Raw genomic sequence first — 23,023 nt, 5'->3', positions numbered from 1 at the left:
GCAGGCGCACCGTCAAGGAGGAGTTTTCGTGGCTGACAGCAAGAAGTTGCTCGAAACTCTGAAGAAGCTGGCGGCCGATCATTACGAGGCCCGTGAACGGGTCAGGCAACTCGAATCCGGTGCTCGCGAGCCGATCGCGATCGTGGGTATGGGCTGCCGCTATCCGGGTGATATCCGAGGGCCCGAGCAGTTCTGGAATCTGCTCACCGAAGGCACGGACGCGATTTCCGGGTTCCCGACCGACCGCGGCTGGGAGGAATTCGAAGAGGAATTCGGCGGAGAGGCGGCCAGGTCCGGCCGTTCCTATGTGCGCGAAGGCGGCTTCGTCTACGACGCCACGGACTTCGACGCAGGTTTTTTCGGCATCAACCCGCGTGAAGCCCTCGCCATGGACCCGCAGCAGCGGCTGCTGCTGGAAACTGCCTGGGAGGCCGTCGAACGCGCCGGTATCGCCCCGTCATCGCTCCACGGCTCGGCCACCGGCGTGTTCATCGGCGCCAGCGGCTCCGGCTACGAGAACACCCTGCCCCCAGACGATCACAGCCTGGACGGCTACCGGCTCACCGGTACGGTCTCCTCGGTGATCTCCGGCCGGATCTCGTACGTGATGGGTCTGACCGGGCCCGCCGTCACCGTCGATACCGCCTGCTCCTCCTCGCTGGTCGCCCTCCACCAGGCGGTGACCGCGCTGCGCGGCGGCGAGTGCACCATGGCCCTGGCCGGCGGTGTGGCGGTGATGATCTCACCGGGCGCCTTCATGGAGTTCTCCGAGCAGGGCGGCATGGCCTCCAGCGGCCGCTCCAAGGCCTTCGCCGACGACGCCGACGGCATCGGCTGGGGCGAAGGCGCAGGCGTCCTGCTCCTCGAACGCCTCTCCGACGCCCGCCGCAACGGACACCAGGTCCTCGCCGTCATCCGGGGAACCGCGGTCAACCAGGACGGCGCCTCCAACGGCCTGTCCGCCCCCAACGGCCCCTCCCAGCGCCGCGTCATCCGCGCCGCGCTGGCCAACGCCCAGCTGTCCGCCGACGACGTGGACGCCGTCGAGGCCCACGGCACGGGTACGTCCCTGGGCGACCCCATCGAAGCCGGAGCCCTGCTCGCCACCTACGGCCGGGAACGGCCCGGGGACCGGCCGCTGTGGCTCGGGTCGGTGAAGTCCAACATCGGGCATCTCCAGTGCGCTGCCGGTGTGGCCGGTGTCATCAAGATGGTGATGGCGCTCCAGCACGGCGTCCTGCCCCGCACCCTCCACGCCGAGACCCCCTCCACCCACATCGACTGGACGGCAGGCAACGTACGCCTGCTGCAGGAGGCCCGCGACTGGCCCGCGGGGGACCGGCCGCGGCGGGCAGGTGTGTCCGCGTTCGGTGTGAGCGGCACGAACGTGCACGTGATCGTGGAGGAGACCCCGGCGCCCGCTGAGGGACCGGAGTCCGCGCCCGAGACCGACGGATCCCCGGCGCTGCCGGTCCTGGCACCGGCGTCCGGTCTCCCGGCGTGGCTGGTCTCCGGCCACAGCCCGGCCGCGCTGGCCGGTCAGGCGGGTCGTCTGCGTGATCATCTGGTGGCCCGGCCCGGGCTGGCGGTGGGTGATGTGGCGTGGTCGCTGGCCACGGGCCGGTCGGTGTTCGAGCACCGCGCCGTGGTCCTGGGTACGGGACGTGAGGAGCTGCTCGCGGGCCTGGTGTCGGCCGCTACGGGTCAGGCAGCGCCTGGTGTGGTGACCGGTGAGGTCGCTCCCGGCGGTATCGGGCGGACGGTGTTCGTGTTCCCCGGTCAGGGCAGTCAGTGGGTCGGTATGGGCCGCGAACTCGCCTCCCAGTCACCGGTGTTCGCCGCCAGGCTGGCCGAGTGCGCGGCGGCTCTCGCGCCGTATGTGGAGTGGGAGCTGGACGACGTCCTCGCCGGACATCACGGTTTCGAGGCCGCCGGTGTGGTGCAGCCCGCGCTGTGGGCCGTCATGGTCTCCCTGGCCGCCGTGTGGCAGGCCGCCGGTGTCCAGCCGGACGCGGTCGTGGGTCATTCCCAGGGTGAGATCGCTGCCGCGGCCGTGGCCGGGATCCTGTCCCTGGAGGATGCGGCGAAGGTGGTGGCGCTGCGGAGCCGTACCCTCGCTGCCCTCGCCGGGCGTGGCGGCATGCTCTCCCTTGCCGAACCGGCCGACACCGTCCGGGAACGGATCGCTTCCTTCGGTGACCGGCTGTCGGTCGCCGCGGTCAACGGCCCCTCCGCAACGGTCGTCTCCGGCGAACCCGATGCCCTGCGGGAACTGCAGGACGCCTGCGGTGAAGCGGTGCGGACCCGGATGATCCCGGTGGACTATGCCTCGCACGGTCCGCAGGTCGATGCCCTGCGCGAAGACATCCTCACCGCCCTCACCGGCATCACCCCGGGCGAGGCCCGGATCCCGATGGTGTCCGCGATGAGCGGGCAGTGGCTCACCGGCCCCGAAATGGATGCCGCCTACTGGTACGCGTCCCTCCGCGAGCCGGTCGAGTTCGACCGCGCCATCCGCGTCCTGGGCGACGCGGGTCACGGCGTGTTCGTCGAAGCCTCCCCCCACCCCGTCGTCATCCAGGCCATTGCCGACACCCTGGAGGACCGCGACCCGGTCACCGTGGGCACGCTGCGCCGGGAGGACGGCGGCCCCGAGCGGCTGCTGACCTCCCTGGCCGAAGCCCATGTCCGCGGCGTCCCCGTCGACTGGACCACCATCCTCGGCAGCGGCACCACCGTTGACCTGCCGACGTACGCCTTCCAGCGGCGCCGGTTCTGGCCCGAGGCACCCGCCTTCAAACGGTCCGCCTGGTCGGTGGACGACTGGCGTTACCGCATCACCTGGCAGCTCTCCGACACCCACCCCGGCACCACCGGGCCCGTGCTGTCCGGGACCTGGCTGCTGGTCGGGGACGACCGGGATGCGCCTGCGGTGGCCGAGGCGCTGGCCCGCCACGGCGCCGAGATCGTCAGGGTTCCGGGTGTGGGGGACCTCGACCCTGCCGCGCTCGCGGAAGCGACCGGCATCGTGTCACTGCTTGCCCTCGACGAGACCCCGGATGCGGAGTTCCCCTGGGTGCCGTCCGGTACGGCCGCGACGGTCGAGCTGGTGCAGGCCGTCCACCGCGCCGGAGCCGCCGTCCCCGTATGGGTGCTGACCCGTGGTGCGGTGCAGACCGGTCCGGGTGAGGTCACCACCAGCCCGGCCCAGACGGCGGTCTGGGGCCTGGGACGTGCTGTTGGCCTGGAGCGTCCGGAGCTGTGGGGCGGACTGGTCGATCTCCCGGCCGAGTTCACGGCCGATTCCGGCACTCACCTCGCTACCGTTCTGACTCAGGGCAGTGAGGACCAGGTCGCTCTGCGGCCTGACGGCATCCTCCTGCGCCGCCTGGTGCGCGCGGAGGCACGCCGCGCCGAGGTGAAGAAGTGGACTCCGCGCGGGACGGTCCTGCTGACGGGTGGTACCGGTTCGATCGGTGTGTGTATCGGTGACTGGCTGGCTGAGCGCGGGACACGGCGTGTGGTGCTGACGTCGCGTTCGGGCCCGTCTGCGCCGGGTGTGGCGGGCCTGGCTGCGTCGGTGGCCGGGGGCGGTACGGCTGTTGAGGTCGTGAGCTGTGATCTGGGTGTGCCGGAGCAGGTCAACGGCATGGTCGGCTGGATCGAGGGGTCCGGGCCGGGTCTGTCGACGGTGCTGCACTCCGCGAACCTGCCCTACCTGGCCCGGGTCGAGGACACCGAACGCGAAGGCCTGGCGGCCGCGCTGGGCGCGAAGGCGGCCGGCGCCGTCCACCTCGACGAAGCCACCACCGGTCTCGACATCGACGAGTTCGTCCTCTTCTCGTCGATCTCCGCGACCTGGGGCAGCAACGACCACGGCGCCTACGCCGCAGGAAACTCCTTCCTCGACGGATTCGCCGAGACCCGCCGCGCCCGCGGCCTGCCCGCCACCTCCATTGCCTGGGGCGTATGGGACACCCGGGACTGGGACGCGGTCGACGCCGCGATGGAACAGGGCGCCGGAGCCGTCACCCCCAGCCGCCTGCGCCGCCAGGGCATGAACTTCCTCGACACCGACCGGGCCCTGACCGCGCTGGGCGAAATCCTCACCCAGGACGAGACGTTCGTCGCCGTCGCGGACGTGGAGTGGGACCGGTTCGCACCCGTCTTCCGGGTCGCCCGCCCCCGCCCCCTGCTGGACACCATTCCCGAAGCCCGGGAAGACACCGAACCCACCCGCCCCGCCGACGCCGAAGCAGCCGGCCGCGGCGAGTACGCATCCTTCCTCGCCGCCATGTCCGTGGCCGAACGCCGCCGTACCGTCATCGACCTGGTCCGCTCCCACGCCACCGCCGTCCTGGGTCACGACTCGACGGACGAGATTCCCGCCGAGCGCGCGTTCCGCGACGTCGGATACGACTCCCTGACCGCGGTCGAACTCCGCAACCGGCTCAACACCGCCGCCGGAGTACGGCTGCCGTCCACCGTCGTCTTCGACCACCCCAACCCCACCGCCCTGGCCGAGGAAATCCTCACCCGGCTCCTGGGCACCGCCTCCCAGCAGGTCACCTCCGTCGTCGTCCAGGCTCCGACCGAGCCGATCGCGATCGTCGGCATGGGCTGCCGCTACCCCGGCGGCGTCCGCAGCCCCGAGGAACTCTGGGACCTCCTGGCCACCGGCGGCGACGCGATCTCCGGATTCCCCGCCGACCGCGGCTGGGACGCCGAAGCCCTGTTCAACCCCGACCCCGACGCCGAAGGCTCCACCTACGTCACCGAAGGCGGGTTCGTCACCGGCGCGGCCGACTTCGACGCCGACTTCTTCGGCATCAGCCCCCGCGAAGCCCTCGCCATGGACCCCCAGCAGCGCCTGCTGCTGGAAACCTCCTGGGAAGCCATCGAACGCGCCGGAATCGACCCGGCCTCGCTGAAGGGCTCCGGCACCGGCGTCTTCATCGGCGCGGCGGCATCCGGCTACATCGCGGTCGCCGCCACCGACCCGGAGGCCGAAGCACACCTGATCACCGGCAACGCCCTGAGCGTCCTGTCGGGCCGCATCTCCTACACCCTCGGCCTGGTCGGCCCCGCCGTCTCCGTCGACACCGCCTGCTCGTCGTCGCTGGTCGCCCTCCACCAGGCGGTCACCGCGCTGCGCGGCGGCGAGTGCACGATGGCGCTGGCCGGCGGTGTGATGGTGATGGCCGACCCCATGGAGTTCGTCGGCTTCTCCCGGATGCGGGTGCTGGCCTCGGACGGCCGGTGCAAGGCCTTCGCCGACGGCGCCGACGGTATGGGCATCGCCGAAGGCGCCGGCATGCTGATGCTGGAACGCCTCTCCGACGCCCGCCGCAACGGCCACCGCGTCCTGGGCGTCATCCGGGGCAGCGCGGTCAACCAGGACGGTGCCTCCAACGGCCTGTCCGCCCCGAACGGACCCTCCCAGCAGCGCGTCATCCGCGCCGCGCTGGCCAACGCCCGGCTCTCCGCGGCCGACGTCGACGTCGTCGAAGCCCACGGCACCGGCACCGAACTCGGCGACCCCATCGAAGCCGGAGCCCTGCTCGCCACCTACGGCGAGGAACGCCCCGCCCAGGACCGGCCCCTGTGGATCGGCTCCGTCAAATCGAACATCGGGCACGCGCAGCAGGCGGCCGGTGTCGCCGGTGTCATCAAGATGGTGATGGCCCTGCAGCACGGGCAGCTGCCGCAGACCCTGTATGCGCAGACGCCGTCGCCGCACGTGGACTGGTCGACCGGGAACGTACGACTGCTCCAGGAGCCCCGCCAGTGGTCCGCCGGTGACCAGCCCCGGCGTGCCGGTGTGTCCGCGTTCGGCATCAGCGGCACCAACGCGCACGTCATCCTCGAAGAGGCCCCGGCCGACACCGAGATCCCCGAGCCCGCCCCCGCCGGCACGCCTGACGGGCAGCCGGCAGCCCTGCCGGTCCTCGCGCCCGCCGTTCCGGCGTGGCTGGTGTCCGGCCGGACCGCGGCCGCGCTGGCCGGGCAGGCGGGCCGTCTGCGCGAGCACATGGTGGCCCGCCCCTCGCTTCCGGTGGGTGATGTGGCGTGGTCGCTGGCGACCGGCCGGTCGGTCTTCGACCACCGCGCCGTCGTCATCGGCACCGGCCACAAGACCACCGGCCCCGACAGTGCCGGCGGCGAGACCACCGGCCGGGACGGCGCCGGCGGCGAGACCACTGATGGCGGGGGCGCGAAACTGCTGGCCGCCCTGGCCGCCCTTACCACCGGAGAACCCGCCACCGGTGTCGTGACCGGCGAAGTCGCCCCCGCCGGGACCGGCCGGACCGTGTTCGTGTTCCCCGGGCACGGCAGCCAGTGGGTCGGCATGGGCCGCGAACTCGCCTCCCAGTCGCCGGTGTTCGCCGCCCGCCTGGCCGAGTGCGCGGCAGCCCTCGCCCCGTACGTGGACTGGGAACTGGACGACGTCCTCGCCGGACGCCACGACTTCGCTGCCGCCGACGTACTGCAGCCCGCCGTATGGGCCGTGACCGTGTCCCTGGCCGCCGTCTGGCAGGCCGCAGGCGTGCAGCCCGACGCGGTCGTCGGCCACTCCCTCGGAGAGATCGCCGCAGCGACCGTCGCCGGAGCACTGTCCCTCGCGGACGGCGCCAAGGTCGCCGGCCTGCGGGCCAGAGCACTGCGGACCCTGGACGGCCGCGGCGGCATGCTGTCCGTCGCCGAACCCGCCGACACGGTACGGGAACGGATCGCCGGCTTCGGTGACCGGCTCTCGGTCGCCGCGGTCAACGGCCCCTCGTCGACCGTCCTCTCCGGTGACACCGACGCACTGGACGAGTACGCCGCCGCCTGCCCGAAGAACGTCCGCACCTCACGGATCCCCATCGACTACGCCTCCCACAGCGCCCAGGTGGAGGAACTGCGCGAGGAGATCCTCACCGCCCTCACCGGCATCACCCCCCGGCCGGCGGCCGTTCCGATGGTGTCCGCGATGAGCGGGCAGTGGCTCACCGGCCCCGAGATGGACGCCTCCTACTGGTACGCGTCCCTGCGCGAGCCGGTCGAGTTCGACCGCGCGATCCGCGTCCTGGGCGACGCGGGCCACGGCGTCTTCGTGGAATCCTCCGCCCACCCCGCCCTGATCCAGGCCATCGCCTCCACCCTCGAAGACCGCGACCCGGTCACCGTCGCAACCCTGCGCCGCGACAACGGCGGCGCCGAGAAACTCCTCACCTCCCTCGCCGAAGCCCATGTCCGCGGCGTCCCCGTCGACTGGACGGCGGTCCTGGGCGGCGGGAACACCGTCGACCTGCCGACCTACGCCTTCCAGCACCGGCACTACTGGCCGCAGCCGGTGGAACCGCCCGCCCTTCCGCAGGCGGGAAGCACGCCCGCGGAGGCCGGTTTCTGGGCGGCCGTCGAGCAGGGCGACGCGGACACCCTGGCCCGGCTTCTGGGTGTCGACGCAGCCGAGTCCACCCTCGGTGCGCTGACCGACTGGCGCCTGCGGGAACGCGCCGACGCAACGGTCGCCGACTGGCGCTACCGCGTCACATGGACGGCCGTCCCCGACTCCGACACCCCCCTGTCCGGCACGTGGCTGATCGTCGGCGACGGACCCGACACGGACACCGTCACCGCAGCGCTCGCCGCACGCGGCGCCCGCACCGTCACCGTCACCACCCCGGACCAGCTCACCTCCACCGACATCACCGAGGTGGCCGGTGTCGTCTCGACCCTGGCCCTGAACGAGGAACCCCACCCCGAACACCCCGTCGTCCCCGCCGGCCTGATGGCCACGGTCGACCTGATCCGCGCCCTGCGCGACAACGGGGCAACGGCTCCGCTGTGGGTCATCACCCGGGGCGCGATGGGCACCGGCGCGGGCGAACCGGCCGTCAACCCGACCCAGGCCGAAGTCTGGGGCCTGGGCGTGACCGCCGGACTCGAACTCGCCGGACGCTGGGGCGGCCTGATCGACCTCCCCGCCGACTGGGACCCCCGTACCGCCGCCCGCCTCGTGTCCGTCCTCGCCGACGGCGGCGAGGACCAGGTCGCCCTGCGTGCCCGCGGCATCCTCGGCCGCCGCCTCGAACGCGCCGGCCGCCCCGCCACCGGCCAGGCCTGGACCCCGTCCGGCACCGTCCTGGTGACCGGCGGCACCAGCGGCGTCGGCGCGATCACCGCCCACTGGACGGTCGACCGCGGCGCCACCCGCACCGTACTGACCAGCAGGTCGGGCCCGTCCGCCGCCGGGGTGCCCGAGCTCGCCGCCGCCATGGCCCGCTCCGGCGCCCTGGTCGAGGTCATCGCATGCGACGTCGCCGACCGCGACGCCGTCACCGGCCTGCTGGAGTGGACCGACACCACCGGCACCCCCCTCTCCTCGGTCTTCCACGCCGCCGGACTCGGCGACGGAGGCCCGGTCGAGGACATCCAGGCAGAGGTCCTGGCCCGCATGCTGTCGGCGAAGGCCGGCGGCGCAGCCCTCCTCGACGAGGCGACCGCCGACCGCGAACTCGACGCCTTCGTCTTCTTCTCCTCCGGCGCAGCCGCCTGGGGCAGCGGCGGCCTGAGCGCCTACGCGGCAGCCAACGCCTACCTGGACGCCCTGTGCGACCAGCGCCGCTCCCGCGGCCTTGCCGCCACCTCCATCGCCTGGGGCGTATGGGCCGGCGTCGGCATGGCCGCCAGCGAAGGCGGCGAACGACTCCTGGCCTACGGCATGGAAGGCATCGACGCCGAACGCGGCATGCGCATCCTCGGCCAGGCACTCGACGCCGACGAAAGCTCACTGGCGATCGCCGGCTTCGACTGGGAGAAGTTCGTCCCCACCTACACCCTCTACCGCCCCAGCCCCTTCCTGTCCGCCCTGCCCGAAGTCCGCGCCGTCCTCGCCGCCGAAGCCCGGGCGGAAACCGGAGCCGAAGCCCACGACTCCGAACTCGCGGCCCGCCTGCGGGGCATGCCGGAAGGCGAACAGCGGCAGACCCTGACCCACCTGGTCCGCGGCCACGCAGCCGCCGTACTCGGACACGAATCAGCCGAAGACGTCCCGCCCCAGCGGGCGTTCAAGGACCTGGGCTTCGACTCCGTCGGCGCGGTCGAGCTCCGCAACCGCCTCTCCACCGCCGCCGGAATCCGCCTCCCCTCGACCCTCGTCTTCGACTACCCCAACGCCGCCGCCCTCGCCGACCACATCCGCGCCGAACTCGTCGGCACACCCGACACCGACCCCACCGTGCAGGTCGTGGCCGCCGCCGGCGGCGAACCCATCGCCATCGTCGGCATGGGCTGCCGCTACCCCGGCGACGTCCGCGGACCCGAACAGCTCTGGGAACTGCTCACCGGCGGCACCGACGCCATCTCGCCCTTCCCCACCGACCGCGGCTGGGAAGCCTTCGAAGCAGAATTCGGAGGCAAAGCAGCCCAGTCCGGCCGCACCTACGCACGCGAAGGCGGCTTCGTCTACGACGCACCCCGGTTCGACGCCGACTTCTTCGGCATCAGCCCCCGCGAAGCCCTCGCCATGGACCCCCAGCAGCGCCTGCTCCTGGAAACCTCCTGGGAAGCCATCGAACGCGCCGGTATCGCCCCCTCCGCCCTCCACGGCTCGGCCACCGGCGTGTTCATCGGCGCCAGCGGCTCCGGCTACGAGAACACCCTCCCCATCGACGACCAGAGCCTGGACGGCTACCGCCTCACCGGTACGGTCTCCTCCGTCGCCTCCGGACGCATCTCCTACGTCCTCGGCCTCACCGGCCCCGCCCTGACCGTCGACACCGCCTGCTCCTCCTCCCTGGTCGCCCTCCACCAGGCCGTCACCGCACTGCGCGGCGGCGAATGCACCATGGCCCTCGCCGGCGGCGTCGCGGTCATGACCTCACCGGGCGCCTTCATGGAGTTCTCCAAGCAGGGCGGCATGGCCTCCAGCGCACGCTGCAAGGCCTTCTCCGACGACGCCGACGGCATCGTCTGGGGCGAAGGCGCCGGTGTGGTCCTGCTGGAGCGCCTGTCCGACGCCCGCCGCAACGGCCACCAGGTCCTGGCTGTGATCCGCGGCAGCGCGGTCAACCAGGACGGCGCCTCCAACGGCCTGTCCGCCCCCAACGGCCCCTCCCAGCGCCGCGTGATCCGCGCGGCCCTGGCCAACGCCCAGGTGTCGGCCGCCGACGTCGACGTCGTCGAAGCCCACGGCACGGGTACGTCCCTGGGCGACCCCATCGAGGCCCAGGCCCTGCTGGCCACCTACGGCCAGGAACGTCCGGCGGGGGACCGGCCGCTGTGGCTCGGCTCGGTCAAGACCAACATCGGACACACGCAGCAGGCGGCCGGAGTCGCCGGTGTCATCAAGATGGTCCTGGCCATGCGGCACGGCGTCCTGCCCCGCACCCTGCACGCCGAGACCCCCTCCACCCATGTGGACTGGTCGGCAGGCAACGTACGGCTGCTGGACGAGGCCCGTGACTGGCCTGCCGGTGACCGGCCGCGCCGTGCGGGTGTGTCCGCGTTCGGGATCAGCGGCACGAACGTCCACGTGATCCTGGAAGAGACCCCGGCCGACGCCGAACAGCCCGAACCCGCCCCCGAGGCCGACACATCCCCGGCGCTGCCCGTCCTTGCCTCGCGTCTTCCGGCGTGGCTGGTCTCCGGCCACAGCCCGGCCGCGCTGGCAGGCCAGGCGGGCCGTCTGCGCGAGCACCTCGTGGCCCGGCCCGAGTTGCCGGTGGGTGATGTGGCGTGGTCGCTGGCCACGGGCCGGTCGGTGTTCGAGCACCGCGCCGTCGTCCTGGGCACCGGCCGCGAGGAACTCCTCACCGGACTGGTATCGGTCGCCACAGGCCAGGCTGTGCCCGGTGTGGTGACGGGCAAGGTCGCTCCCGGCGGTATCGGCCGGACGGTGTTCGTGTTCCCGGGCCAGGGCAGTCAGTGGGTCGGCATGGGCCGCGAACTGGCCGAGGCATCGCCGGTGTTTGCCGCCAGGCTGGCGGAGTGTGCGGCGGCTCTCGCTCCGTATGTGGAGTGGGAGCTGGACGATGTCCTCGCCGGACATCACGGCTTCGAGGCTGCTGGTGTGGTGCAGCCCGCCCTGTGGGCGGTCATGGTGTCGCTGGCCGCGGTCTGGCAGGCCGCCGGTGTCATCCCCGACGCGGTCGTGGGCCATTCCCAGGGTGAGATCGCCGCCGCAGCCGTCGCCGGGATCCTGTCGCTGGAGGATGCGGCGAAGGTCGTCGCGCTGCGCAGCCGTACGCTGGCCGCCCTCGCCGGCCGCGGCGGCATGCTCTCCATAGCCGAACCTGCCGATGCGGTACGGCGCAGGATCGCCAGCTACGGCGACCGGCTGTCGGTCGCCGCGGTCAACGGCCCCTCCGCAACGGTGGTCTCCGGCGAACCCGACGCCCTGCGCGAACTGCAGGACGCCTGCGGTGAAGCGGTACGGACCCGGATGATCCCGGTGGACTATGCCTCTCACGGTCCGCAGGTCGATGCCCTGCGCGAGGACATCCTGACCGCCCTCACCGGCATCACCCCCCAGCCGGCGACCATTCCGATGGTGTCCGCGATGAGCGGGCAGTGGCTCACCGGCCCCGAAATGGACCCCTCCTACTGGTACGCGTCCCTGCGCGAGCCGGTCGAGTTCGACCGCGCCATCCGCGTCCTGGGCGAGGCGGGTCACGGTGTGTTCGTCGAAGCCTCCCCGCACCCGGTCGTCATCCACGCGATCACCGACACCCTCGACGAGAGCGACCCGGTCACCGTAGGCACCCTGCGCCGGGAGGACGGCGGCGCCGAAAGGCTGCTGACGTCCCTCGCTGAAGCCCACGTGCGAGGGGTGGCCCTCGACTGGACCACCGTCCTGGGCACCGGCACGACAGTGGAGCTCCCGACCTACGCCTTCCAGCGGCGCCGCTTCTGGCCCGAAACCCCGGAAGCCAAGCGACCCGCCTGGTCCGTCGACGACTGGCGCTACCACATCACCTGGCAGCCGTCCGACCCCCAGCACACCGCTCCGGCGCTCTCCGGGACCTGGCTGCTCGTCGGAGACGACCCGGACGCGCCCGCGATGGCCGAAGCGCTGACCCGCCACGGCGCCGACGTCCTCACCGCCACAAGCGCCGGAGACCTCGACCCCTCCGCGCTGGCGAACGCCACCGGCATCGTGTCGCTCCTCGCCCTCGACGAAACCCCGGATACGGAGTTCCCCTGGGTGCCCTCCGGCACCGCCACGACGGTCGAACTCATCCAGGCCGTCCACCGCGCCGGAGCCGCCGTCCCCGTATGGGTCCTGACCCGCGGCGCCGTCCAGACCGGTGCAGCCGACACCACCACCAGCCCGGCCCAGACCGCCGTCTGGGGCCTCGGCCGAGCCGTCGGCCTGGAACGCCCCGAACTGTGGGGCGGACTCGTCGACCTCCCGGCCGACTTCACCGCCGAAACCGGCACCCACCTCGCCACCGTCCTCACCAACGGCACCGAAGACCAGGTCGCTCTCCGGCCCGACGGCATCCTCCTGCGCCGCCTCGTCCACGCAGAGCCGCGCCGCGCCGAGGCGAAGAAGTGGACCCCCCGCGGTACGGTCCTGCTGACCGGCGGCACCGGGGCCATCGGCGTCAGCGTCGGCGTCTGGCTCGCCGAGCAGAACGCCCAACGCATCGTCCTGACCTCCCGCTCCGGCCCCTCCGCCCCAGACCTCCCCGCGCTGGCCGCATCCGTCGCCAACTCCGGCGCCCACGTCGACGTACTCGGCTGCGACCTCGGCGCACCCGAGCAGGTCAACGGCATGATCGGCTGGATCCAGGAGACCGGCCCCGGCCTCTCCACCATCCTCCACACCGCCAACCTCCCCTACCTCGCCTGGGTGGAGAACACCGAACGCGAAGGCCTGGCCGCCGCACTGGGCGCGAAAGCAACCGGCGCCGTCCACCTCGACCAGGCCACCACCGGCCTCGACATCGACGAGTTCGTCCTCTTCTCGTCGATCTCCGCGACCTGGGGCAGCAACGACCACGGCGCCTACGCCGCAGGAAACTCCTTCCTCGACGGATTCGCCGAGACCCGCCGCTCCCGCGGCCTGCCCGCCACCTCCATCGCCTGGGGCGTATGGGACAACCGGGACTGGGACGCGGTCGACGCCGTCATGGAACAGGGCGCCGGAGCCGTCACCCCCAGCCGCCTGCGCCGCCAGGGCATGAACGCCCTCAACACCGAACGCGCACTCACCGCCCTGGGCGAAATCCTCACCCACGACGAGACATTCATCGCCGTAGCCGACGTGGAATGGGAAAAGTTCGCCCCCGTCTTCCGCGCCTCCCGCCCCCGCCCCCTCCTCGACACCATCCCCGAAGCCCAGGAAGAACTCCCGGCCACCCCATCGACCGGTGCCCGGACAGCAGACCGCAGTGAGTACGCGACCCAGCTCGCCGCCATGCCGGAGAGCGAACGGCGCCGTACCGTCATCGAACTGGTCCGCTCCCACGCCACCGCCGTACTCGGCCGGGACTCGGCCGCCGAGATCGACGCCACCCGGGCCTTCCGCGACGTCGGCTTCGACTCGCTGACCGCGGTCGAGCTGCGCAACCAGCTCAACGCCGTCACCGGGACACGGCTGCCGTCCACGGTCGTCTTCGACCACCCCAACCCCACCGCCCTGGCCGAGGAGATCCTCGGTGAACTCTTCGGCACGGACACAGCAGGCACGGCCCCGGTCGTGATGGTGGCCGCCGCAGCGCCGTCCGAGCCGATCGCGATCGTCGGCATGGGCTGCCGCTATCCCGGCGGGGTCCGCAGCCCCGAAGAACTGTGGGACCTCCTGGCCACCGGCGGCGACGCGATCTCCGGATTCCCCGCCGACCGCGGCTGGGACGCCGAAGCCCTGTTCAACCCCGACCCCGACGCCGAAGGCTCCACCTACGTCACCGAGGGCGGCTTCATCACCGCCGCCGGGAACTTCGACGCCGACTTCTTCGGCATCAGCCCCCGCGAAGCCTTCGCCATGGACCCCCAGCAGCGCCTGCTCCTGGAGACCTCCTGGGAAGCCATCGAACGCGCCGGCATCACCCCGGCCTCACTGCACGGCACCGGCACCGGCGTCTTCGTCGGAGCAACCACCTCCGGCTACCTCGGTGCGACCATGGACACCGCCGGTTCCGAAGCCCATCTGATCACCGGCAACGCCCTGAGCGTCCTGTCGGGCCGCATCTCCTACACCCTCGGCCTGGTCGGCCCCGCGGTCTCCGTCGACACCGCCTGTTCGTCGTCGCTGGTCGCACTGCACCAGGCCGTTCAGGCCCTGCGCTCCGGCGAATGCACCATGGCCCTGGCCGGCGGCGTGATGGTCATGGCCGACCCCAGCGAGTTCGTCGGCTTCTCCCGGATGAGAGCCCTGTCTTCGGACGGCCGCTGCAAGGCCTTCGGAGACGGCGCCGACGGTATGGGCATGGCCGAAGGCGCCGGCATGATCTTGCTGGAACGCCTCTCCGACGCCCGCCGCAACGGCCACCGCGTCCTCGCCGTCATCCGCGGCAGCGCGGTCAACCAGGACGGCGCCTCCAACGGCCTGTCCGCCCCCAACGGACCCTCCCAGCGCCGCGTCATCCGCGCCGCGCTGGCCAACGCCCAGGTGTCAGCCGCCGACGTCGACGTCGTCGAGGCCCACGGCACCGGCACCGAACTCGGCGACCCCATCGAAGCGCAGGCGCTGCTGGCCACCTACGGCCAGGAGCGTCCCGCCGGGGACCGGCCGCTGTGGCTCGGGTCGGTGAAGTCCAACATCGGGCACGCCCAGCAGGCGGCCGGTGTCGCCGGTGTCATCAAGATGGTGATGGCCCTGCAGCACGGGCAGTTGCCGCAGACCCTGTATGCGCAGACGCCGTCGTCGCATGTGGACTGGTCGGCGGGGAACGTACGCCTGCTGGACGAGGCCCGCGACTGGCCTGCGGGCGACCAGCCCCGCCGGGCGGGTGTGTCGGCGTTCGGGATCAGCGGCACCAACGCGCACGTCATCCTGGAAGAGACCCCTGCCGACACCGAGCAGCCCGAGCCCGAAACCGGTCCCGAGACCGACGCCTCCCCGGCGCTGCCCGTCCTCGCCCCGGCATCCGGCCTCCCGGCCTGGCTGGTATCGGGCCGGAGCACCGCTGCGCTGGCGGGCCAGGCCGGCCGCCTGCGGGAACACCTCCTGGCCCACCCCGGCCTGCTGGTGGATGATGTGGCGTGGTCGCTGGCCACGAGCCGGTCGGTGTTCGAGCACCGCGCCGTCGTCCTCGGCACCGGCCGCGAGGAACTGCTTACGGGCCTGGTGTCGGTCGCCACCGGGCAGGCGTCTGCGGGTGCGGTGACCGGCGAGGTCGACCCCGGCGGCACCGGCCGGACCGTGTTCGTCTTCCCGGGCCAGGGCAGCCAGTGGGTCGGCATGGGCCGCGAACTGGCCTCCCAGTCGCCGGTGTTCGCTGCCAGGCTGGCCGAGTGCGCGGCGGCTCTCGCCCCGTATGTCGACTGGGAGCTGGACGACGTCCTCGCCGGACACCACGGCTTCGAAGCCGCCGACGTGGTCCAGCCCGCCCTGTGGGCGGTCATGGTGTCCCTGGCCGCCGTCTGGCAGGCCGCCGGAGTCACCCCCGACGCGGTCGTCGGCCATTCCCAGGGCGAGATAGCCGCCGCCGCCGTCGCCGGGATCCTCTCCCTGGACGATGCGGCGAAGGTCGTCGCTTTGCGGAGCCGTACTCTGTCCGCCCTCGCCGGGCGTGGCGGGATGCTGTCGATAGCCGAGCCTGCCGATGCGGTACGGCGCAGGATTGCGGGCTTCGGTGACAGGCTGTCGGTTGCCGCGGTCAACGGCCCCTCCGCGACGGTGGTCTCCGGCGAACCGGATGCCCTGCGGGAGCTGCAGGACGCCTGCGGTGAAGCGGTGCGGACCCGGATGATCCCGGTGGATTACGCCTCGCACGGTCCGCAGGTCGATGCCCTGCGCGAGGACATCCTCACCACTCTCACCGGCATCACCCCGCACGAGGCGACCATCCCGATGGTGTCCGCGATGAGCGGGCAGTGGCTCACCGGCCCCGAAATGGACCCCTCCTACTGGTACGCATCCCTCCGTGAGCCGGTCGAGTTCGACCGCGCCATCCGCGTCCTGGGCGAGGCGGGCCATGGTGTGTTCGTCGAAGCCTCCCCGCACCCGGTCGTCATCCACGCGATTGCCGACACCCTCGACGAGAGCGACCCGGTCACCGTAGGCACCCTGCGCCGGGAGGACGGCGGTGCCGAAAGGCTGCTCACGTCCCTCGCTGAAGCCCACGTGCGGGGTGTGGCCGTCGACTGGACCACCGTCCTGGGCAACGGGAACACCGTCGATCTGCCGACGTACGCGTTCCAGCACCGGCACTACTGGCCCGATGCACAGCCTTCCGAGGCGCGGGACGTCACCGAAAGTGATGCAGAGTTCTGGGCCGCTGTTGAGGGTGGTGATCTGGACGAGCTCGCCGCTGCGCTGAAGGTCGACGGCGGTGCGCTGGGGGAGATGCTGCCCGCGCTGGCCGACTACCGGCGGCGCACCCAGGCCGACGCGACACTCACCGACTGGCGCTACCGCATCGCATGGACGGCCATTCCCGATTCCGACACCTCCCTGTCGGGGACGTGGCTGGTCGTCGGTGGCGGTACGGATGCCGAAGTCGTCGCGGGAGCACTGGCCGGACGCGGCGCCCGTACGGTGACCGTCACCGCCCCGGACCAGCTCGCCTCCACCGAGGTCACCGATGTCACCGAGGTGGCCGGTGTCGTCTCGACCCTGGCCCTGTCCGGGGGAACCCACCCCGAGCACCCCGTCGTCCCCGCCGGCCTGATGGCGACGGTGGAGCTGGTACGGGCTCTGGGCGATGCCGGGGTGACGGCTCCGCTGTGGGTCGTCACCCGGGGCGCCGTGGGTACCAGTACGGCTGAGCCGGTTACCAGTGCGGTGCAGGCGCAGGTCTGGGGCCTGGGTGTCGTCGCCGGTCTTGAGCTGGCGGGGCGCTGGGGTGGTCTGATCGACCTCCCCGCCGTCTGGGACGCACGGACTGGCGCCCGCCTGGTGTCGGTTCTGGCCGATGGTGCTGAGGATCAGGTTGCCTTGCGCGCCCGCGGGATCCTCGGCCGTCGTCTGGAGCATGCCCCCCGCCCGACTGCGGGCCGGGACTGGAGCCCCTCCGGCGCGGTGCTCGTCACGGGTGGCACCAGCGGGGTCGGTGCGATCACCGCCCGCTGGGTGGCCGAACGCGATGCTGAGCGGGTGGTGCTGACGAGCCGTTCGGGCCCCCGGGCCGAGAACGTCGCGGCTCTCGCGGCGTCGATTGCCACGGCCGGAACGGCCGTCGACGTCATCGCCGCCGATATCGCCGCCCGCACCGCAACAAGCACCCTCCTGGACTGGATTGATGCCAGTGGGCCGGTGCTGTCGTCGGTGTTCCACGCGGCCGGTGTCGGTGGCCGGATCCCGGTTGAGGAAGTCGGCGCGGAGGATCTGTCGTACCTTCTGTCGGCGAAGGCCGGCGGCGCGATGCTCCTGGACGAGCTGACCGCAGACCGCCCACTCGACGCCTTCGTTCTCTTCTCTTCCGGCGCGGGCACCTGGGGGAGTGGCCGGCTGAGTGCCTACGGGGCGGCCAACGCCTACCTGGACGCCCTGTGCGACCAGCGCCGTTCCCGCGGTCTCCCGGCGAGCTCGATTGCCTGGGGTCTGTGGGCCGGGGTCGGCATGGCTGCCGGAAACGACGGCGACCGGCTGCTGGACTTCGGTATGGAGGGCATCGACCCGGAGCGGGGCATGCGTGCCCTGGGTCAGGTCCTCGACGCCGACGAGGGCGTACTCGCCGTCGCCGGATTCGACTGGCCCCAGTTCGTTCCCACCTACACCCTCCGCCGCCCCAGCCCCTTCCTGTCCGCCCTGCCCGAAGTCCGCGCCGTCCTCGCCGCCGAAGCCGGAGCGGGCAGCGGCACCGAAGCCGGTCCCAGCGCATCCGAACTGGCGGTCCGCCTCCAGGGCATGTCGCCCGGCGACCAGCGCCGGCAGCTCACGGACATGGTCCGGGCGCACGCGGCCGCGGTCCTGGGGCACGAGTCGGCCGAGGCCGTTCTGCCGCAGCGGGCGTTCAAGGACCTGGGCTTCGACTCGGTCGGCGCGGTCGAACTGCGCAACCGCCTCTCTGCCGCCGCCGGGGTCCGCCTGCCCTCGACCCTGGTCTTCGACTACCCCAACTCCGCTGCCCTGGCGGACTTCATCCGCGGTGAACTCCTCGGCTCGGCCGAAGCCGACAGCACGGTACGGGTGGTGGCGGCGGCCGGTGGTGAGCCGATCGCGATCGTCGGCATGGGCTGCCGCTACCCGGGCGACGTCCGCGGGCCCGAGCAGTTCTGGGAGCTGCTGACCAACGGCACGGACGCCATCTCCGGCTTCCCCACCGACCGCGGCTGGGAAGCCTTCGAAGCAGAGGTCGACGGCAAGAAGGCCCGGTCCCGCCGTTCCTACGTCCGGGAGGGCGGCTTCGTCTACGACGTGGCCGACTTCGACCCCGGCTTCTTCGGCATCAACCCGCGTGAAGCCCTCGCCATGGACCCGCAGCAGCGCCTGCTGCTGGAAACCTCCTGGGAGGCCATCGAACGCGCCGGCCTCGCCCCCTCCTCCCTCCACGGCTCGGCCACCGGCGTGTTCATCGGCGCCAGCAGCTCCGGCTACGAGAGCACCCTGCCCCCCGACGACCAGAGCCTGGACGGCTACCGCCTCACCGGTAGCGTCTCCGCAGTCGTTTCCGGCCGTATCTCCTACGTCCTGGGCCTGACCGGTCCCGCGGTCACGGTGGACACCGCCTGCTCCTCCTCGCTGGTCGCCCTCCACCAGGCGGTGACCGCGCTGCGCGGCGGCGAGTGCACGATGGCCCTGGCCGGCGGTGTCACGATCATGACGTCGCCGGGTGCGTTCTTGGAGTTCTCCGAGCAGGGCGGCATGGCGTCCAGCGGCCGCTCCAAGGCGTTCTCCGACGACGCCGACGGTATCGGCTGGGGCGAGGGCGCCGGTGTGGTCCTGCTGGAGCGTCTGTCCGACGCCCGCCGCAACGGGCACCAGGTCCTGGCTGTGATCCGCGGCAGCGCGGTCAACCAGGACGGTGCCTCCAACGGCCTGTCCGCCCCGAACGGACCCTCCCAGCAGCGCGTGATCCGCGCCGCGCTGGCCAACGCCCAGGTCACCGCGGCCGATGTCGACGTCGTCGAAGCCCACGGCACCGGCACCTCGCTGGGCGACCCCATCGAGGCCCAGGCCCTGCTGGCCACCTACGGCCAGGAGCGTCCGGCGGGGGACCGGCCGCTGTGGCTCGGGTCGGTGAAGTCGAACATCGGGCATCTCCAGACCGCGGCCGGTGTCGCCGGTGTCATCAAGATGGTCCTGTCCCTGCAGCACGGGCAGCTGCCCCGCACGCTGCACGCCGACATCCCTTCCACCCATGTGGACTGGTCGGCGGGGAACGTACGCCTGCTCCAGGAGGCCCGCGACTGGCCCGCCGGTGACCGGCCGCGCCGGGCAGGAGTGTCCGCGTTCGGCGTGAGCGGCACGAACGTGCACGTCATCCTCGAAGAGACCCCGGCGGCTGCTGAGGCCCCGGAGTCCGCGCCCGATCCCGGGGACCGGCCGGGGCTGCCCGTCCTTGCCTCGCGTCTTCCGGCGTGGCTGGTCTCCGGCCACAGCCCGGCCGCGCTGGCCGGTCAGGCGGGCCGTCTGCGCGAGCACCTCGTGGCCCGCCCCTCACTGCCGGTGGGTGATGTGGCGTGGTCGCTGGCCACGAGCCGGTCGGTGTTCGAGCACCGCGCCGTCGTCCTCGGCGCGGGCCGCGAGGAACTCCTCACCGGCCTGGTATCGGCCGCCACAGGCCAGGCTGTGCCCGGTGTGGTGACGGGCAAGGTCGCCCCCGGCGGTATCGGCCGCACGGTGTTCGTCTTCCCGGGCCAGGGCAGTCAGTGGGTCGGCATGGGCCGCGAACTGGCCGAGGCATCCCCGGTGTTCGCCGCCAGGCTGGCCGAGTGTGCGGCCGCCCTCGCCCCGTACGTGGAGTGGGAGCTGGACGACGTCCTCGCCGGACACCACGGCTTCGAGGCTGCCGGTGTGGTGCAGCCCGCGCTCTGGGCGGTGATGGTGTCCCTGGCCGCCGTGTGGCAGGCCGCCGGTGTCCAGCCGGACGCGGTCGTGGGTCACTCCCAGGGTGAGATAGCCGCCGCCGCCGTCGCCGGGATCCTGTCCCTGGACGATGCGGCGAAGGTCGTCGCTTTGCGGAGCCGTACCCTGTCCGCCCTCGCAGGCCGCGGCGGCATGCTCTCCATAGCCGAACCGGCCGACACCGTCCGGGCCCGGATCGCTTCCTTCGGTCACCGGTTGTCGGTTGCCGCGGTCAACGGCCCCTCCGCGACCGTCGTCTCCGGTGAGCCCGACGCCCTGCGGGAGCTGCAGGACGCCTGTGGTGAAGCGGTACGGACCCGGATGATCCCGGTGGACTACGCCTCGCACGGTCCGCAGGTCGATGCCCTGCGCGAGGACATCCTCACCGCCCTCACCGGCATCACCCCCCAGCCGGCGACCATCCCGATGGTGTCCGCGATGAGCGGGCAGTGGCTCACCGGCCCCGAAATGGACCCCTCCTACTGGTACGCATCGCTGCGTGAGCCGGTGGAGTTCGACCGCGCCATCCGCGTCCTGGGCGAGGCGGGTCACGGCGTGTTCGTCGAAGCCTCCCCGCACCCGGTCGTCATCCAGGCCATCGCCTCCACCCTCGAAGAGAGCGACCCGGTCACCGTCGGAACCCTGCGGCGCGAGGACGGCGGCGCCGAAAGGCTGCTCACCTCCCTCGCTGAAGCCCATGTGCGGGGCATTCCCGTGGAGTGGTCCGCGGTGCTCGGCCGTGGCGCCACGGTGGACCTGCCGACGTACGCCTTCCAGCGGCGCCGGTTCTGGCCCGAGACCCCCGAGGTCAAGCGCTCCGGCCGGCCGGCCGACGACTGGCGCTACCGCATCACCTGGCAGCTCTCCGACACCCACCCCGGCACCACCGGGCCTGCGCTCTCCGGCATCTGGCTGCTCGTCGGGGACGACCCGGACGCGCCCGCGATTGCTGAAGCGCTGACCCGCCACGGCGCCGACGTCCTCACCGCCACAAGCGCCGGGGACCTCGACCCGGGCACGGTCGCGGAAGTCACCGGCATCGTGTCGCTCCTCGCCCTCGACGAGACCCCGGATGCGGAGTTCCCCTGGGTGCCCTCCGGCACGGCCGCGACGGTCGAACTCATCCAGGCCGTCCACCGCGCCGGAGCCGCCGTTCCCGTATGGGTCCTGACCCGCGGCGCCGTCCAGACCGGCCCGGGCGAGGCCACCACCAGCCCGGCCCAGACCGCGGTCTGGGGCCTGTGCCGAGCCGTCGGCCTGGAACGCCCCGAACTGTGGGGCGGACTCGTCGACCTCCCGGCCGACTTCACCGCCGAAGCAGGCACCCACCTCGCCACCGTCCTCACCAACGGCACCGAGGACCAGGTCGCTCTGCGGCCCGACGGCATCCTCCTGCGCCGCCTCGTCCATGCAGAGCCGCGCCGCGCCGAGACGGGGAAGTGGACTCCGCGCGGGACGGTCCTGCTGACCGGTGGCACCGGTTCGATCGGCGTCACCGTGGGTGTCTGGCTCGCGGAGCAGAACGCCCAGCGCGTCGTCCTGACCTCCCGCTCCGGCCCCCTGGCTCCCGGCCTGCCCGCGCTGGCCGCATCCGTCGCCAACGGCGGCGCCGATGTCGACGTACTCGGTTGCGACCTCGGTACACCGGAGCAGGTCAACGGCATGGTCGGCTGGATACAGGAGACCGGCCCCGGCCTCTCCACCGTCCTGCACACCGCCAACCTGCCCTACCTCGCCTGGGTCGAGGACACCGAACGTGAAGGCCTGGCGGCCGCGCTGGGCGCGAAGGCGGCTGGTGCCGTCCACCTCGACCAGGCCACCACCGGTCTCGACATCGACGAGTTCGTCCTCTTCTCGTCGATCTCCGCGACCTGGGGCAGCAACGACCACGGCGCCTACGCCGCAGGAAACTCCTTCCTCGACGGATTCGCCGAAGCCCGCCGCTCCCGCGGCCTCCCGGCCACCTCCATTGCCTGGGGTGTGTGGGACACGCGGGACTGGGACGCGGTCGACGCCGTCATGGAACAGGGCGCCGGAGCCGTCACCCCCAGCCGTCTGCGCCGCCAGGGCATGAATTTCCTCGACACCGACCGGGCCCTGACCGCGCTGGGGGAGATCCTCACCGAGGACGAGACGTTCGTCGCCATCGCGGACGTGGAGTGGGAGAAGTTCGCCCCGGTCTTCCGGATGGCCCGCCCGCGTCCCCTGCTGGACACCATCCCCGAAGCCCGGGAAGACACCGAACCCGCCCACCCTGCCGACGCGGAAGCAGCCGGCCGCGGTGCGTACGCGACCCTCCTCGCCGCCATGTCGGAGAGCGAGCGGCGCCGTACCGTCATCGAACTGGTCCGCTCCCACGCCACGGCCGTCCTGGGCCACGACTCGGCCGACGAGATCGACGCGACCCGCGCCTTCCGCGACGTCGGCTTCGACTCGCTGACCGCGGTCGAGCTGCGCAACCGGCTCAACGCCGCCACCGGGGTACGGCTGCCGTCCACGGTCGTCTTCGACCACCCCAACCCCACCGCCCTGGCCGAGGAGATCCTCAGCGAACTGTACGAGCACGAACCGGTGGGCCACACCGCCGTGCTGGACGAGTTCGAACGCCTGGCGGCCGGGCTCACCCCGCCGGACGAGACGGCCCGCACCGAGATCGTCGCCCGTCTGGAAGCCCTGACCCAGCGATTCCGCGCCCTGAGGTCCGACCGGGGCCCCGCGGGAGCCGCAGTGAACGAAGCCGAGCAGCAGCGCGCACTTGAGGAGGCCACCGCGGACGAGCTGTTCGCCCTTCTGGAGGACGAACTCGACGATCCCGACTTCGACTGACCCCCGCCAGTCGGCGGTCCGGCGCCGCCACCA

The 23,023-nt window shown here is 72.3% G+C and carries 1 protein-coding gene; it reads left to right on the top strand.

Annotated features, from left to right (window positions below):
- Nucleotides 1-28: 28 nt before the first annotated feature.
- Entirely contained in the window at nucleotides 29-22,990 is a 22,962-nt protein-coding gene (locus B7R87_RS00490) for a type I polyketide synthase (protein WP_233168727.1), read from the top strand.
- The last annotated feature ends 33 nt before the right edge of the window (nucleotides 22,991-23,023 follow it).

The sequence above is a fragment of the Streptomyces tsukubensis genome (genome assembly GCF_003932715.1).
Lineage (GTDB): Bacteria > Actinomycetota > Actinomycetes > Streptomycetales > Streptomycetaceae > Streptomyces > Streptomyces tsukubensis.
Note: the sequence above shows the minus strand (reverse complement) of the source record. Positions and strands in the feature narration are given on the sequence as shown.